The sequence below is a fragment of the Streptomyces cavernae genome, assembly GCF_004023625.1.
GTDB classification, from domain to species: Bacteria; Actinomycetota; Actinomycetes; order Streptomycetales; family Streptomycetaceae; genus Streptomyces; species Streptomyces cavernae.
In genome coordinates this window covers 160,248-174,032 of the sequence record NZ_RPDJ01000023.1, presented here as the reverse complement: position 1 = coordinate 174,032, position 13,785 = coordinate 160,248, and the positions used below count along the sequence as shown (strand labels likewise).

Below are 13,785 nucleotides of genomic sequence, written 5' to 3'. Positions count from 1 at the left end.
TCGTCGGCGGCCCGTCAGCGTTTGCAGATCATCCTGTTGCGAGTTTCTTCTCAGGTGTCCGGGAGTGGCGCGCGATCCCGCACGCCGCGGCTCGGTAGCCCCCGGGCGTCTGGCCGATGGTGCGGGTGAAGGTATCGATGAAGGCGCTCGTCGTCGCCCATCCGCAGCGACGGCCGGTCTCGGTGACGGTTGCACCTTCAGCGAGCTGGATCATGGCGTGGAACACCCGGGTGATGGTTCTCCACTGCGGGTACGTCATGCCGAACTCCGCCCGGAACAGCCGTGACAGGGTGCGTTCGCCCACACCGGTCTGCCGGGCCAGCCAGGTCACGGTGCGCAGCTGTGCCAGATTTCCGGCGGCCAGCTCGCAGGCACGCACCAGCCTGGGGCCCCGGGGTGTGGGCAGGGTGAGCGGTTGGACGTGAGAGCGCTGCAGCCTGTCGCGCATGACCGCCTGCAGGCGATCCGCCTCCGGCGTCGGCAGGTCAGGATCGCTGCGGGCTATGAGGAGCTCGCGCAGCAGCGGCTCGACGGAGACAACATTAGGCGCTGCGGGCGGTAGTGGGGCGTCATCCGGAGCGAATCCGATGGTGTGCACTCGGCTGGGGCCGTAGACCCGGTGCTGGTGCCAGGTATCCGCCGGAATCCACATCGCCTGGGCGTTGGAGGCGACCCAGGACGCTTCTCCCGTCTGGACAGCGAGAACACCGGTGCTGACGTAGATGAGTTGGTGGAACGCATGGCGGTGGCGGCCGATGACCTGACCAGCGATGTGTTCGTGCCTCGTGATCGTCGGGCTCGTAACTGCCTGGCTGTTCTCCGACATTGATCGGCAGATTATCGGAAGCGCGGCATCATGTCTGCCTGCGAGCGTGAGGCCATGAGCACTGCACGATCGTCTTCGCCGGGCCATCGCGGGCAACACGAGGGTGGGTTGTCCGTGCGTCTGGCGCGGAGGTTACGCGCGGCGACCCTGGACCCTCGTCCCCTGACCGTGGCGGCCTTTCGGCGCCTCCTGCTCGCACAGGCAGCCGCCTACGTGGGGACGATGGTCACCGGTGTCACCGTGCCGGTACAGGTCTATGCGCTGTCGCACTCCTCTTTGTACGTCGGTCTCACCGGGCTGGCCGGACTGCTTCCGATCGTGGTTTTCGGCCTGTACGGCGGGGCCATCGCCGACCGCGTCGACCGCCGTCTGCTCTATCTGTCCGCGTCCGCCGCCACGTGGTTGATCACTCTCGCCCTGCTGGCACAGGCGCTGGCAGATCTCCGCTCGGTGCCGTTCATCATCGTGCTGGTGTCCGGCCAGGCGGCGGCATTCGCCATATCGTCCGCCGCACGCGGCGCGATCATTCCCCGTATCGTTCCCTCGGGCATGATCCCTGCGGCCAACACCCTGTACTTCACCGTCGGGAACCTGGGCCAGGTGGTCGGCCCGCTCTTCGCAGGAATCCTGATCGCGCTGCCAGGCGGGTTCGCTTGGGCCTATGGCGTCGACGCCGTCCTGTTCACCTTGCTGCTGTACTCGGCGTATCGCCTGCCCCCTGTACAGCCGATCGACACGCACTCGTCACGGGGCGGATTGCGCTCGGTGTGGGATGGACTGCGCTTTATCGGCGCCAACCCTGTGCTGTGGATGTCGTTCGTGCTCGACATCGCGGCCATGGTGCTGGCCATGCCGACAGCGCTGTTCCCGGAGGTGGCCGACTCCCGCTTCCACGGCGGTGTGGGCCTGCTCTACGCCTCGATCGCCATCGGTTCTCTCGCGGCCGGGCTGTTCAGCGGGTGGATCGCAAAGGTACGCCGTCAGGGCATCGCTCTGGCGGTGGCGGTGGCGGGCTGGGCCGCAGCGGTCGGCCTCGCGGGAGCCACGTCCTCGCTGTGGGGCACTGTCGCCCTGCTGGCCTGCGCAGGCGCCGCCGATCTTGTCAGCGCGGTCTACAGGGAGAGCATTCTGCAGACCTACGCTCCCGACTCCATGCGGGGACGCCTGCAAGGCGTCTTCACTGTCGTCGTGGCGGGCGGGCCCCGGCTGGGTGATCTGCGCGCGGGAGCGATGGCGGCCACCATGGGCTTGGGCATGGCCTGGTCGGGCAGCGCCTTCGTGTGCTTGGTCCTGGTTATGGCAACCGCGGTCCTGGTGCGACCGTTCTGGCGCTATGAGTCGGGCTCGGAACGTGAATGAGCCTGTGCGAAGAAGGCGTCCAGGGGAGAGCATTGCCGGTCACAGACCGGTGGGTCCCCGTACCCTCATAACCATGAGCAGCGACCCCACCCCGCGGACCCGGACCATCGAGACCCTCGACGTGCTCAGTGCCGAGCAGGCCGCGGCCGTCATGGGGCTGATCGAAGAGGCGGCGCGTGACGACGGGCAGCCCGCCGTGTCCGAGCAGGGGCGGCTGCAACTGCGGGGCGGGGCCCGGGCAGGCGTACGGCATCTGCTGCTCCATGTGGACGGGCAGCTGGTGGGGTACGCCCAGTTGGAGGACACCGACCCGGTCGAGGCCCCGGCGGCCGAGCTGGTCGTCCGTCCGGAGCACCGCGGCCAGGGCCACGGACGGGCGCTGGGCGCCGCGTTGCTCGCCGAGTCCGGTAAGCGGCTGCGGGTCTGGGCGCACGGCGGGCACTCGGCCGCCCGGCACCTCGCCCAGGTGCTCGGGCTGACCCTGTTCCGTGAACTGCGCCAGATGCGGCGGTCGTTGGCCGACCTGGAGCTGCCCGAGCCCACACTGCCCGAGGGCGTCACCGTACGTACCTTCGTCCCCGGTGAGGACGACGCGGCGTGGCTCGAGGTGAACGCCGAGGCGTTCGCCCACCACCCCGAGCAGGGCTCCCTCACCCAGCGTGACCTCGACGACCGCAAGGCACAGCCGTGGTTCGACCCGGCCGGCTTCTTCCTCGCCGAGCGCGAGGGCCGGCTCATCGGCTTCCACTGGACGAAGGTGCACGCCGAGGAGCAGCTCGGGGAGGTGTACGTGCTGGGCGTACGGCCCGGGGAGCAGGGTGGCGGCCTGGGCAGATCACTCACCACCATCGGGCTGCGCCATCTCGCCGCCCAGGGACTGCCCACGGCGATGCTCTACGTGGACGCCGACAACAAGGCGGCCGTGGCCGTCTACGAGCGGCTGGGGTTCGTCACCTTCGAGGCGGACCTGATGTACCGGACGGAGACGTGAGCGCGGCACGCGAGGCGTTCGGACGGACCGCCTCCCGCATGCAGTAGGCGCAGACCAGCACGGCCCCCGCGAGGACGGCCGCCCACCGCTGATGGGCACTGTCCCAGCCGGGGTCCGCCACCGGCACGAGCAGCCCCAGCGGTACGGGCAGCAGCGTCGCGGCGACCGCGGCGGCCAGCAGTCCCCCGGCCGCGCCGAGGCCCGGCTCGCTCTGGCCCGAGAACCGCACCGCCGCGGTCGCCGCGGCGAGGGCGAGCGCGAGGGTGGCGGCGGCCTCCAGGGTCATGGCGCCCACCGGGGGCCGTGCCGCCTCCGGTACGAGGAGCAGCGCAGCCGTCCACCACAGCACTGCGAGCGGGGCGACGAGGGCCATGCGCAGGCCGACGCGCACCGCCCGGCCGGTCGGCACGGCGGCCGTGATGTGCCTGGCCGGGTCGTCGAGGAGGAACGCCGCGCCGAGCGCGAAGGCGAGCGCGGCGGCCCGCAGCAGACCGACACCGAGTTCGGCGTCGGGCCGCTCGTACAGCCGCGGGACGGCAGCGAGCAGCAGCCCCAGGACGCTGCCCGCCGCGAGGGCCCGGTGGGGGAGCATGTGCGCGACGGGGCGCAGCAGGGCGCGGACCACCGGGTACGTACGCACCCGGGTGGGTTCCTTCAGATCCGGGCCGGGAACGGCTACTGCGCGCATGAGTCGTCCTCCTTGGTTCCCTGGGGCGCGGCCGGCACTCCGAGGATCTCGGCCACCCGTGCCGTGGTCGTCCCGGGTGCGGTGAGCTCCCTCCAGTGCGCCTTCACCTTGGGGATGACGCTGTAGCGCGGGCGTCGCAGCAACTCGCTCACGATCCGGGTCTGTTCGGTGGACATCGCCAGCGGGTCCGTGGGCGCGAGGACGATGGCGGAGCCCTTGACGCTGTCGTCGATGCGGAGGTTGCGCAGTGCGGTCATCGGTTCCGGCTGGGAGCGGAGTGCCAGCCACATCGTCGTCACCACCCGGCCGTCGCACATGTCCAGGACGCTCTCCTCGTCGCCCGCCACCAGCACCGAGGCGACACCCACCGCGAACTCGGGGATCCTGTTGCCGCCCCACCTGGTGCCGACGGTCACCTGTCCCGGCTCGGAGGCCGGTTCGAGCGAACCCTGCGACTCCAGTCCGTAGCGGGCGTCGACCCGCTGCCGCACGGTCAGCCGGGCCGCGGCGGCGGGGCCGCCCGCGAGGGACTGCACACCCTGGACCACCGGCTGCCAGTCCTTGACACGGGTTTCCCACTCGGGGAAGAAGCAGTACGCCGCCGTGCCCCGGTCCACACAGGACTGCACCTTCTCGGGGTGGCGGGTCGCCTCCAGGCGGGCCGCCCTGAGTTCTTCGGACTCGCTCGGGGACTGCCCGTAGACGCCTGCGACCGTCGCGGCCAGGGCGAGGGCCGTCACCGCCTTCACCGGGACCGTACGGCCGCCGCTGCGCAGGACGGCCAGGCAGACCATGAGCACCACCAGCCCCGCCAGGTACAGCGCGTGCCAGCCGGCCGGACGGCCCAGCAGATCGGAGGGGAGCGGGGCCGCCCCGATCTCCATGACGACCGGGCCGAGCCACTGGAGCCAGTGGGGGTTGCCGCTGACCGACATGATCGTGCCGGTGAGGACGAAGGCCGCGATCGCGAACAGCGGGGCGGCGAACACGGTCGGGACGAGCCGGGCGAGCAGCACGCCCAGGACACCGGACAGCAGCACCGTCAGCGGGCCCACGGCCAGCTCGGCAGGCGAGGGGTGGCCGGCCGGGCCCGGCCGCGATGCCGCCCAGTAGACCTCGGCGAGCACGACCAGCGCGGTGATCACGGCGAAGGGCACGACGGACAGCGCGTGCGCCACCGTGCGCCGCCACGGCTCGACGACGAGGACGTCGAACTGCTGGTCGGTGCCGCGCCGGCGGGAGCGCAGCACGGCCCGGTTGACACAGACGAACAGCATGACGCTGAGCAGCAGCGGCAGGCTCTGGGTGGCCCGGTCGACGTCGTGGAGCACCGGGAAGTCGTCGGGGTTCTTGTACAGGCTCCAGCCCGTGAGGCCCAGATAGAGCGCGAGGAACGCCACCACCGGTATCTGCAGGGCCAGTTCGCGTGCCTCGAAGCGGGCGAGGGCGAGCACGGCCTTCGTGCCCGAGCCGCGGGCCGGAACCGGCTTCCGCGCCGGTGCCTCGGTGGTCGTCCTGGTGAGGGTGTCGCTCATGCCGCGGCCTCCCGAACGGGCTCTCCGTCGAGGGTGAACAAGTAGCCGTCCTCCAGGGTGGGTTCGAGGAGTTCGGCGCCCTCGGGGGGATCGCCGACGTTTCGGAAGGAGCCGAGGCCGGTGCGCCATCCGGCCCGTGCGCCCGGGTCCCGTTCGGCGCTGCTCCACACCCGGCCCGCCGCCCGCGCGGTCAGTTCGGCGGGGGTGCCGTCGAAGCGGATCCGGCCGGAGGACATGACGATCACGCGGCGGCAGAGCATCGCTACGTCCTCCGTCTGGTGGGTGGACAGCAGCACGGTCCGGCCCTCCCCCGCCTCTGCGACCAACTCGCGGAAGCGCATGCGCTGTTGGGGGTCGAGGCCGACGGTCGGCTCGTCCAGCACGAGGAAGCCGGGGTCGCCGACGAGCGCGGCGGCCAGCGCGACCCGCTGGCGCATTCCGCCGGAGAGCCGCTTGATGCGCTTGCCGCGGACGTCCGACAGGCCGACGGCCTGAAGGACCCGGCTGACCTCCCGGTGCCGGGCCGAACGGTCCGTCATCTCCTTCAAGATCGCCACGTAGTCGACGAACGCGAAGGCCGTGAAGTCGGGGTGGAAGCCCGGGGTCTGCGGCAGGTAGCCCAGCTCCCGCCGCAGGTTCTGCCGGCCGGCCGCGGTGCCCGGGTCGTGTCCGAGCACGGTGAAGACGCCCCGGTCGGCGGGCACCGCGGTCGCGAGGACCCGGAGCAGGGTCGTCTTCCCGGCCCCGTTGGGCCCGAGCAGCCCCGTGACCCCTTCCTCGAGCCGCAGGGAGACGTCGTCCAGGGCGGGTGTGCCGCCGTAGCGGAGGGTCAGTCCGGACGCGGAGACGGTGGGGAACATACCTGCGGCACTCCTATGGGAGAGGCGGAACGGATGGGCGGTCGTGGGTGAGCCGGTGGTCGTCACAGGACGCCGTCCGCGGCGCCGAAGCGGGCTCGTGCGGTCAGGTCGAAGCGGTCACGCACGTGGTAGAGCAGGACGGCGGCGAGTACGGCGACCGCCGCGGTGATCACCTGGCCGGCCGGCGTGAACGGAAGGAGCGTGGCCTCATCGGTGGTGGCGCGCGCCACGGCCAGCGTCCCGACCCACGCCCCGCCGACCAGCGCGGGCGCCAGGACGGGCCCCAGCCGGGGGGTGAGGGCGAGTCCGGTCGCGGTCAGGGCGAGGGCGGGCAGCAGCCAGGCCAGCGCGCGCAGCCCGTACCCGGGCAGTGCGAGCGTCGCGAGTCCGTTCACACCGAGGGCCAGGACGAGCACGGCGACCGTACGGATCATCAGCAGCCGGAACCCGTGCACCGGTGAGACCACGGTCATCTCGTACGTCGGGTCCAGCGCCGGACCGTAGGACACCGCCACCCCGGCGAGCGGCAGCAGCGGCGCCAGGGCGAGGAACAGCGTGGGGGACGCGGCGTCCCGGAGGGACGAGGAGGCGGCCACGGTCAGGAGGAGGACGGCGCTGACCGCGACCAGCCAGGCGCGACGCAGCACGGGTGTGGCGGCGAGCAGTCGTGCCGTGTGGTCGGCGACACCGATCCACAGCAGGAGCGACTCGACCCGGCCGGGCCGCGGCGCGTCGAGTTCGGCGTCGAGCCTCGCCCACCCCATGTCGAGCGCCACCGGATCGCTCACCTCGGCGAGCGCGCGGCGGCAGCCGTCGCACGCGACGAGATGCGTGTCGACGGACCAGAGCCGGGGAGCGGTCAACTCGCCCTGCACGTAGGCCCGCAGATCCTCGTCGTCGACGTGCCATCCGGTGTCCCGGGCATCCGGCCGGTCGTGGTTCTCGTGGGCCCTCATGTCAGCGCCTCCCGCAGCTGCTTGCGGGCCCTGAGGGCCCGCGTCTTGACCGTGCCGGGCGGAATGCCGAGCAGGACCGCCGCCTCCCGGGTGGTGAGCCCGTCGATCACTGTGGCCTGGAGCACCGCCCGCAACTCGGGCGAGAGCCGGGTCAGCGCCCCGGCGAGGTCGCCGTGTTCCACTCCGGCCAGGACGCGCTCCTCGGCGGAGACCTCGTCGCGGTGCCGGAGGCGGGACAGCGCCTGCCGCAGCCGGCCGCGGGCACCGTCCCCGCGCAGCACGTCGATCAGCCGTCGCGAGCCGATGCGCCACAACCACCCGGCCACGTCGCCCTCCTGGTGATAGCGGGCGGTGCCGCGCCACACGGCCAGGAAGGTCTCCTGGACCACGTCGTCGACGACCCCCGGGTCCGCACAGCGGCCGCGCAACCGCGCTACCAGCCACGGCGCGTACCTGCGGTACAGCTCCTCGAAGGCGCGACGGTCCCGGTCCGCCGCGATGGCGCGCAGCAGGTCCCCGTCGGTTCTCGTTTCCCTCACACCGCATCATCGGACGACCCCCCGGGAGCGGTTCACGGTTTCCCGCACGACTTTTCTCTTGACAACGCTCACACCTTGCACCACCCTTTCACTACTTAATTAGTGAAAGGGTGGTTGTGGGCGTGGTCGAGTACCGCATCGACAGGCGCAGCGGTGTCGCGACCTATCTGCAGATCGTCCAGCAGACCAAACAGGCCCTGCGCCTAGGTCTGTTGGAGCCGGGGGACCAGCTGCCCACGGCCCGCGAGGTGGTGGAGGCCACCGCCATCAATCCGAACACCGTGCTGAAGGCGTACCGCGAGCTGGAGCGCGAGGGCCTGGTCGAGGCCCGGCGGGGGCTCGGCACCTTCGTCCGCCGGAGCCTCGGCTCGGCTCCGGCCGAGTCCCCGCTGCGGGCGGAGCTCGTCGACTGGGCGGGGCGCGCCAGGGCGGCGGGACTGGACCGCGACGACGTGGCGGCGCTGTTCACCGCCGTCCTGGACGAGAACTTCAAGGGGGACAAGGAATGACCGACACCGCCATCCAGGCGGCAGGCCTCGGCAGGAGATACGGGCGCCGGAAACGGGACGTCCTCGCGGACTGCTCCTTCCGGCTACCGAAGGGCCGTATCTGCGCACTCGTCGGCCCGAACGGCGCGGGCAAGTCCACACTGCTCGCCATCGCCGCAGGACTGCTGAAGCCCACCGCGGGCACCGTCGAGGTCCTGGGCGGGCCACCGACCGCCGCCCGCAGCCGCATCGCCTACGTCGCACAGCACAAACCGCTTCATCCGCAGCTCACGGTCGCCGCGACGCTGCGGCTGGGCGCCGAACTCAACCCGGGGCGCTGGGAGCAGAGCGCCGCCGAGCGCATCGCCTACGGCACCGGCGGGCTGGAGCCGAAGGCCAAGATCCGCTCCCTCTCCGGGGGGCAGCGCACCCGGGTCGCGCTCGCCCTCGCCTTCGGCAAGCGCCCCGAACTGCTGCTCCTGGACGAGCCCATGGCCGACCTCGACCCCCTGGCCCGGCATGAACTGACCGGCGCGCTGATGGCCGAGGCGGTGGAGCACGGCACCACCATCGTGATGTCGTCCCACGTGGTCGCCGAGCTGGAGGGTTCCTGCGACTACCTGCTGCTGCTCCAGGGCGGACGGATGCGGCTCGCCGGCGACACCGAGGAGCTGCTCGCCGCCCACGCCCTGCTGACCGGCACCGGAACGGACTTCGCCCCGCACACGGTGATCGAGCGGCGAGCCAGCGGCCGCGGCCACACCGCCCTGGTCCGGGTCGCGGACACCACCGAGGAATCGGCCGCGGGCACCACCGGCCCGGCCCGGCACCGGGAGCAGCCCACCCTCGAGGAGCTCGTCCTGGGCCATCTCCGCAGCCACCAGGCCCCCGCAGGCGACATTGACCACACCGACCACAACGACCACACCCACCAGCAGGAGACCGCCGCATGAGCACCTTCGCTGTGAAGGGCCTGCCGTGGACGGTGCTGCGGCTCCACCGGACCGCGCTGCTCGTCTGGGGGGCCGGCCTGCTCGCCGCCACCATCACGCTGATCCGGATGTACGCCATCGGCGACGACGCCCGCGCGTTCGCAGGCCCCTGCGGCTCCCCCGGCACCAGTCTGGCGTCCTGCCTGGAGATAACAGAGCTGACCGTCGACGACACCTACCGCGACACCCTTTCCCAGGTCGCCACGGTCCTGTCGTACCTGATGTTCCCCGTCGCCGCCTGGGCGGGCGGCGCGCTGATCGGCCGCGAAATGGAGAACGGCACCGCGCAGCTGAACTGGACCCAGTCCGTCTCCCCGGCACGCTGGCTCACCGCGAAGCTCGCGCTCCCGGCCCTGCTGCTGGCCACGGGCACCACCACGGCCGTCCTCCTCAACGTGTGGGCGCACCAGGACGGCGACCCCAACCTCGTGGGCGACTGGTACTACCCGGACGTCTTCGTCTCCACGGGCCCGGTCGCCGTCGCATACGTCCTCGCGGGCCTCTCCCTGGGCGCACTCGCCGGTCTGTTGACCCGCCGGGCGCTCGCCGGTGCGGGCGTGGGCTTCGCCGTGACCCTGGCCCTCTACAACCTGCTGGAGCGCTACCGGGAGGACCTGTGGCCCGCCCAGACGGTCATCGGACGCGCCGCCCTCAACCAGCCCCGCAGCGCGCTGCAGATCGACCGCGGCGCCATCACCGCCGAGGGCCAAGAGGAGAACGGCGTATTCGCCTGCGTCGACTCCGACAGTCTCGCCGACCTGGAGAAATGCAAAGCCGCCACCGGCCTGACCGACTTCTGGGCCACCCAGCACCCGCGGTCCCACTTCTGGCCGCTGCAGTTCGTGGAGAGCGGCATCGTCCTGGCCCTCAGCGCGGTAGCCGTGCTCACCGCCTTCCTGGTGCTGCGCCGCCGCACCCCCTGACCGCCACCGGCCGGTCCACGGACCCGGGTTCGCCCCTCGCGGGGGGAGGGCGAACCTGTGTACGAGTAGGCGGCTCCCGGGCGAATGGATGCCCGGGAGCCGCCCGCCGATGTCCCGCACGTCATGTCGCCTTAACCAACGGTTCAGACGACCTTGCGACGCTCGGGCAATGAGCCCAGCAGTGCCCGAGCCTGCTCCACCGCCGGACGAGGGAGTCATCCCGGCGCTCCCGCCTGCCCTTTCCGACGCGCCTCTGACCCCCTCGACGCGGAAGAATGGGTTCATGAGCCAGCCCGAAGCGCAGACCCAGCACCCGCAGCCATCCGTGGGCTCCATAGCCGCACACCGCCCGCACACCGTCGCCGCGGCAGTGTCCGACCTGGATCCCGATCTCGACGCCGACCTCGACTCCTACGAGGACCCGGAGGACATCGGCCGGCTCCCCCAGAACCGCTTCCTCGATCGCGAGCGCAGCTGGCTCGCGTTCAACGAACGGGTGCTGGAACTGGCCGAGGACCCCAACACCCCCCTCCTCGAACGGGCGAATTTCCTGGCGATCTTCGCCAGCAACCTGGACGAGTTCTTCATGGTCCGGGTGGCCGGTCTCAAGCGGCGCATCGCCACCGGCGTGGCCACCCGCTCCGCGTCGGGTCTGCAGCCCCGTGAGGTGCTGGAGATGATCTGGGCCCGCTCCCGCGAACTCATGGCCCGGCACGCGGCCGCCTTCCAGGAGGACGTGGCGCCCGCGCTCGCCGAGGAGGGCATCCACATCGTCCGCTGGGGCGAGCTCACCGAGAAGGAGCAGGCGCGGCTGTTCACGCTGTTCAGGCACCAGATCTTCCCGGTGCTGACGCCGCTGGCCGTCGACCCCGCGCACCCCTTCCCGTACATCTCGGGCCTCTCGCTCAACCTCGCGGTCGTGGTGCGCAACCCGGTCTCCGGCCACCGTCACTTCGCCCGCGTCAAGGTGCCGCCGCTGCTGTCGCGGTTCCTGGAGGCGTCCCCCAGCCGGTACGTCCCCGTCGAGGACGTCATCGCCGCGCACCTGGAAGAGCTGTTCCCGGGCATGGAGGTGCTGGAGCACCACACCTTCCGGCTCACCCGGAACGAGGACCTCGAGGTCGAGGAGGACGACGCCGAGAACCTCCTGAAGGCCCTGGAGAAGGAGCTCATGCGGCGCCGCTTCGGCCCGCCCGTGCGGCTCGAGGTCGAGGAGTCCATCGACCGCTACGTCCTCGACCTGCTGGTGCGCGAGCTGAAGGTCTCCGAGGCCGAGGTGTACCCGCTCCCCGGTCCCCTGGACCTCACCGGTCTCTTCGGCCTCAGCGCCCTGGATCGCCCGGAGCTGAAGTACCCGAAGTACATCGCGGGCACCCACCGCGACCTCGCCGAGGTCGAGTCCGCCTCCGCGCCGGACATCTTCGCCGCGCTGCGCGAACGGGACGTGCTGCTGCACCACCCGTACGACTCCTTCTCCACCTCCGTGCAGGCGTTCCTGGAACAGGCCGCGACCGACCCCGACGTCCTCGCGATCAAGCAGACCCTGTACCGGACCTCCGGTGACTCCCCGATCGTCGACGCGCTGATCGACGCGGCCGAGTCCGGCAAGCAGGTCCTCGTCCTGGTCGAGATCAAGGCCCGCTTCGACGAGCAGGCGAACATCAAGTGGGCCCGCAAGCTGGAGGAGGCCGGCTGCCACGTCGTGTACGGGCTGGTCGGCCTGAAGACCCACTGCAAGCTGTCGCTCGTGGTGCGCCAGGAGGGCGAGACCCTGCGCCGGTACGCCCACGTCGGCACCGGCAACTACCACCCGAAGACGGCCCGCCTGTACGAGGACCTGGGCCTGCTGACCGCGGACCCACAGGTCGGCGCGGACCTCTCCGACCTGTTCAACCGGCTCTCCGGCTACTCGCGCCGCGAGACCTACCGCCGCCTCCTGGTCGCCCCCAAGTCCCTGCGGGACGGCCTGGTCGCGCGGATCAACAAGGAGGTCCAGCACCACCGTGCCGGACGTCCCGCGCATGTCCGCATCAAGGTCAACTCGATGGTCGACGAGGCGGTCATCGACGCGCTCTACCGCGCCTCCCAGGCCGGGGTGCCGGTCGACATCTGGGTGCGCGGCATCTGCGCGGTGCGCCCGGGCGTGCCCGGCCTGTCGGAGAACGTCAGGGTCCGCTCCATCCTCGGCCGCTTCCTGGAGCACTCGCGTGTCTTCGCCTTCGGCAACGGCGGCGAGCCCGAGGTGTGGATCGGCAGCGCCGACATGATGCACCGCAATCTCGACCGCCGAATCGAGGCAATGGTCAGGGTCACCGACCCCGCCCACCGCTCGGCCCTCAACCGGTTCCTCGAAGCCGGCATGTCCGACACCACCTCCTCCTGGCACCTGGGGCCCGACGGCGAGTGGACCCGGCACGCCACCGACGCCGACGGCCAGCCCCTGCGGAACGTCCAGGAGATGCTCATAGACGCCCGGAGGCGCCGGCGTGGCACAGCAACACCTTGACCCTGCGGCCCATCCCGTGGCCGGAGACTCCCTGGCGGCCTATCTCCAGGCACAGGCCACGGAGTTCCTCCGCGCGCTGCGGGTGCACCGCGAGGGCCAAGGAGCGGCGAACGGTGCGCAGGACACGGTCGACGCGGCGCGTGCCCTGCGCCGCTCGTCCCGCCGCATCAGCGGCACACTGCACACCTTCCGGCCACTCCTCGACGTGGACTGGTCGGAGCGGATGCGGCCCGAACTGGCCTGGCTGTCCGGGACGTTGGCCCGCGAACACGCCTACGCGGCCCGGCTGGAACGGCTGCTCGACGCACTGCACCGGTTGTCCGGGGCATCGGGGGCGACCGGGGTGCCGCGGCAGGTGACCACCCCCTCGGCCACGCTGCCCGCCGTGGGCGGTCGTTCCGCGGCGGCGGAACGGCTCGCGGGGGACCCGGGCGGGCCGGCCGGAAACGGCAGGCGGGGCCAACCCGCCACCGAACGCGGGAACCTGACGGTGGGTGCGGCGAAGGCCGGTGCCCTGCTGGAGCGTCAGCTGACGCTGGCCCGGACCCGCGCCCACTCGGCGGCGCTCCAGGCCCTCGGCTCCTCCCGCTTCCACGCCGTCGCCGACAGCGTCGCGGTCCTCGCCAGCGAGGTCCCGCTCGCGCCCACGGCGACCGCCGACAGGCTGACACCGCTCGCCGCCGAGGCCGAGGGCCGGCTCACGGACGCCGTCGCGGGCCTGCCGCTGATGGTCGCCGGTCACCCGTACAACTCCGAGGCCCTGGTGCACGGCCTGTCCGCGGACACCGCTCCGCAGCCGCAGGACGCCCCTTGGCACCAGGTCAGGCTGCTGCTGCGGCTGCACCGCTACGCGCTCGAGGTGCTGCACACAACCGGGGACGGCGACGTCGGCTCGACCGACGTTCGGCTGGTCAGTGCGGGGCAGGCGCTCAACCGGCACCGGGACGCCGCGGAGGCGGCCTCGGCGGCGGCGTCCGCGGCCCGCACCCCGCGGATCGCGCCCGCGACGGCCTATGCGCTCGGCGTGCTGCACGCCGATCAGCGCCACGAGGTGGAGGCGGCCCGGTTCGCGTTCCAGCGCGCGTGGTCGAAGGAAACGGTGGGAACTCCGTGACCGACGAG

Annotated in this window: 13 protein-coding genes; 7 read left to right on the top strand and 6 right to left on the bottom strand. The window is 71.8% G+C overall.

The genetic code is table 11. From position 1 onward, the window contains the following. Positions 1–28: 28 nt before the first annotated feature. Positions 29–826, bottom strand: a complete 798-nt coding sequence (locus EF387_RS30395) for an AraC family transcriptional regulator (protein ID WP_128379835.1) — start codon at positions 824–826, stop codon at positions 29–31. Positions 827–940: 114 nt separating this feature from the next. Between EF387_RS30395 and EF387_RS30390 the strand changes: the two genes are divergently transcribed. Then, complete coding sequence (locus EF387_RS30390) at positions 941–2,185, top strand: MFS transporter (RefSeq protein ID WP_238431790.1); 1,245 nt, start codon at positions 941–943, stop codon at positions 2,183–2,185. A gap of 73 nt (positions 2,186–2,258) precedes the next feature. After that, a complete protein-coding gene (gene mshD / locus EF387_RS30385) occupies positions 2,259–3,176 on the top strand; it encodes a mycothiol synthase (protein ID WP_128379834.1) in 918 nt (305 codons plus the stop codon). Here the strand turns inward: mshD and EF387_RS30380 are convergent. The 5 genes from EF387_RS30380 to EF387_RS30360 form a co-directional block, all read right to left on the bottom strand. Beyond that, entirely contained in the window at positions 3,136–3,864 is a 729-nt protein-coding gene (locus tag EF387_RS30380; protein WP_238431789.1) for an ABC transporter, read from the bottom strand. The two genes, mshD and EF387_RS30380, sit on opposite strands and share 41 nt — an antisense overlap. Continuing rightward, a complete protein-coding gene (locus EF387_RS30375) occupies positions 3,852–5,399 on the bottom strand; it encodes an ABC transporter permease (protein WP_128379833.1) in 1,548 nt (515 codons plus the stop codon). Before EF387_RS30375 ends, EF387_RS30380 begins: the two co-directional genes overlap by 13 nt. After that, positions 5,396–6,259, bottom strand: coding sequence for an ABC transporter ATP-binding protein (locus EF387_RS30370; protein WP_128379832.1), 864 nt, complete (start codon positions 6,257–6,259; stop codon positions 5,396–5,398). The genes EF387_RS30375 and EF387_RS30370 overlap by 4 nt, the downstream gene beginning before the upstream one ends. Positions 6,260–6,321: 62 nt before the next feature. Next, on the bottom strand, positions 6,322–7,215 hold the full coding sequence (locus EF387_RS30365; RefSeq protein WP_128379831.1) for a cupin domain-containing protein: 894 nt from the start codon (positions 7,213–7,215) through the stop codon (positions 6,322–6,324). Continuing rightward, positions 7,212–7,754, bottom strand: a complete 543-nt coding sequence (locus EF387_RS30360; RefSeq protein WP_128379830.1) for an RNA polymerase sigma factor — start codon at positions 7,752–7,754, stop codon at positions 7,212–7,214. The genes EF387_RS30365 and EF387_RS30360 overlap by 4 nt, the downstream gene beginning before the upstream one ends. A gap of 122 nt (positions 7,755–7,876) precedes the next feature. Here EF387_RS30360 and EF387_RS30355 point away from each other — a divergent pair, with 122 nt between their 5' ends. The 5 genes from EF387_RS30355 to EF387_RS30335 all read left to right on the top strand — a co-directional run bounded on the left by EF387_RS30355 (position 7,877) and on the right by EF387_RS30335 (position 13,777). Beyond that, a complete protein-coding gene (locus EF387_RS30355; RefSeq protein ID WP_128379829.1) occupies positions 7,877–8,263 on the top strand; it encodes a GntR family transcriptional regulator in 387 nt (128 codons plus the stop codon). Continuing rightward, a complete protein-coding gene (locus tag EF387_RS30350) occupies positions 8,260–9,195 on the top strand; it encodes an ABC transporter ATP-binding protein (protein WP_128379828.1) in 936 nt (311 codons plus the stop codon). The genes EF387_RS30355 and EF387_RS30350 overlap by 4 nt, the downstream gene beginning before the upstream one ends. Then, complete coding sequence (locus EF387_RS30345; protein WP_238431788.1) at positions 9,192–10,157, top strand: hypothetical protein; 966 nt, start codon at positions 9,192–9,194, stop codon at positions 10,155–10,157. The genes EF387_RS30350 and EF387_RS30345 overlap by 4 nt, the downstream gene beginning before the upstream one ends. Before the next feature lie 169 nt (positions 10,158–10,326). Further along, positions 10,327–12,663 carry an RNA degradosome polyphosphate kinase gene (locus EF387_RS30340; protein ID WP_128379827.1) on the top strand — a complete coding sequence of 779 codons (2,337 nt, stop codon included), beginning with the start codon at positions 10,327–10,329 and terminating at the stop codon, positions 12,661–12,663. Then, positions 12,644–13,777: a CHAD domain-containing protein gene (locus EF387_RS30335; RefSeq protein WP_128379826.1), complete on the top strand. Its 1,134-nt coding sequence runs from the start codon at positions 12,644–12,646 to the stop codon at positions 13,775–13,777. The genes EF387_RS30340 and EF387_RS30335 overlap by 20 nt, the downstream gene beginning before the upstream one ends. The last annotated feature ends 8 nt before the right edge of the window (positions 13,778–13,785 follow it).

What these genes read in the sequence shown, in the direction of transcription:
- EF387_RS30395 (WP_128379835.1), bottom strand. Translation starts at nt 826, where the DNA reads ATGTCGGAGAACAGCCAGGCAGTTACGAGCCCGACGATCACGAGGCAC.
- mshD (WP_128379834.1), top strand. Translation starts at nt 2,259, where the DNA reads ATGAGCAGCGACCCCACCCCGCGGACCCGGACCATCGAGACCCTCGAC.
- EF387_RS30380 (WP_238431789.1), bottom strand. Translation starts at nt 3,864, where the DNA reads ATGCGCGCAGTAGCCGTTCCCGGCCCGGATCTGAAGGAACCCACCCGG.
- EF387_RS30375 (WP_128379833.1), bottom strand. Translation starts at nt 5,399, where the DNA reads ATGAGCGACACCCTCACCAGGACGACCACCGAGGCACCGGCGCGGAAG.
- EF387_RS30370 (WP_128379832.1), bottom strand. Translation starts at nt 6,259, where the DNA reads ATGTTCCCCACCGTCTCCGCGTCCGGACTGACCCTCCGCTACGGCGGC.
- EF387_RS30365 (WP_128379831.1), bottom strand. Translation starts at nt 7,215, where the DNA reads ATGAGGGCCCACGAGAACCACGACCGGCCGGATGCCCGGGACACCGGA.
- EF387_RS30350 (WP_128379828.1), top strand. Translation starts at nt 8,260, where the DNA reads ATGACCGACACCGCCATCCAGGCGGCAGGCCTCGGCAGGAGATACGGG.
- EF387_RS30345 (WP_238431788.1), top strand. Translation starts at nt 9,192, where the DNA reads ATGAGCACCTTCGCTGTGAAGGGCCTGCCGTGGACGGTGCTGCGGCTC.
- EF387_RS30340 (WP_128379827.1), top strand. Translation starts at nt 10,327, where the DNA reads ATGAGCCCAGCAGTGCCCGAGCCTGCTCCACCGCCGGACGAGGGAGTC.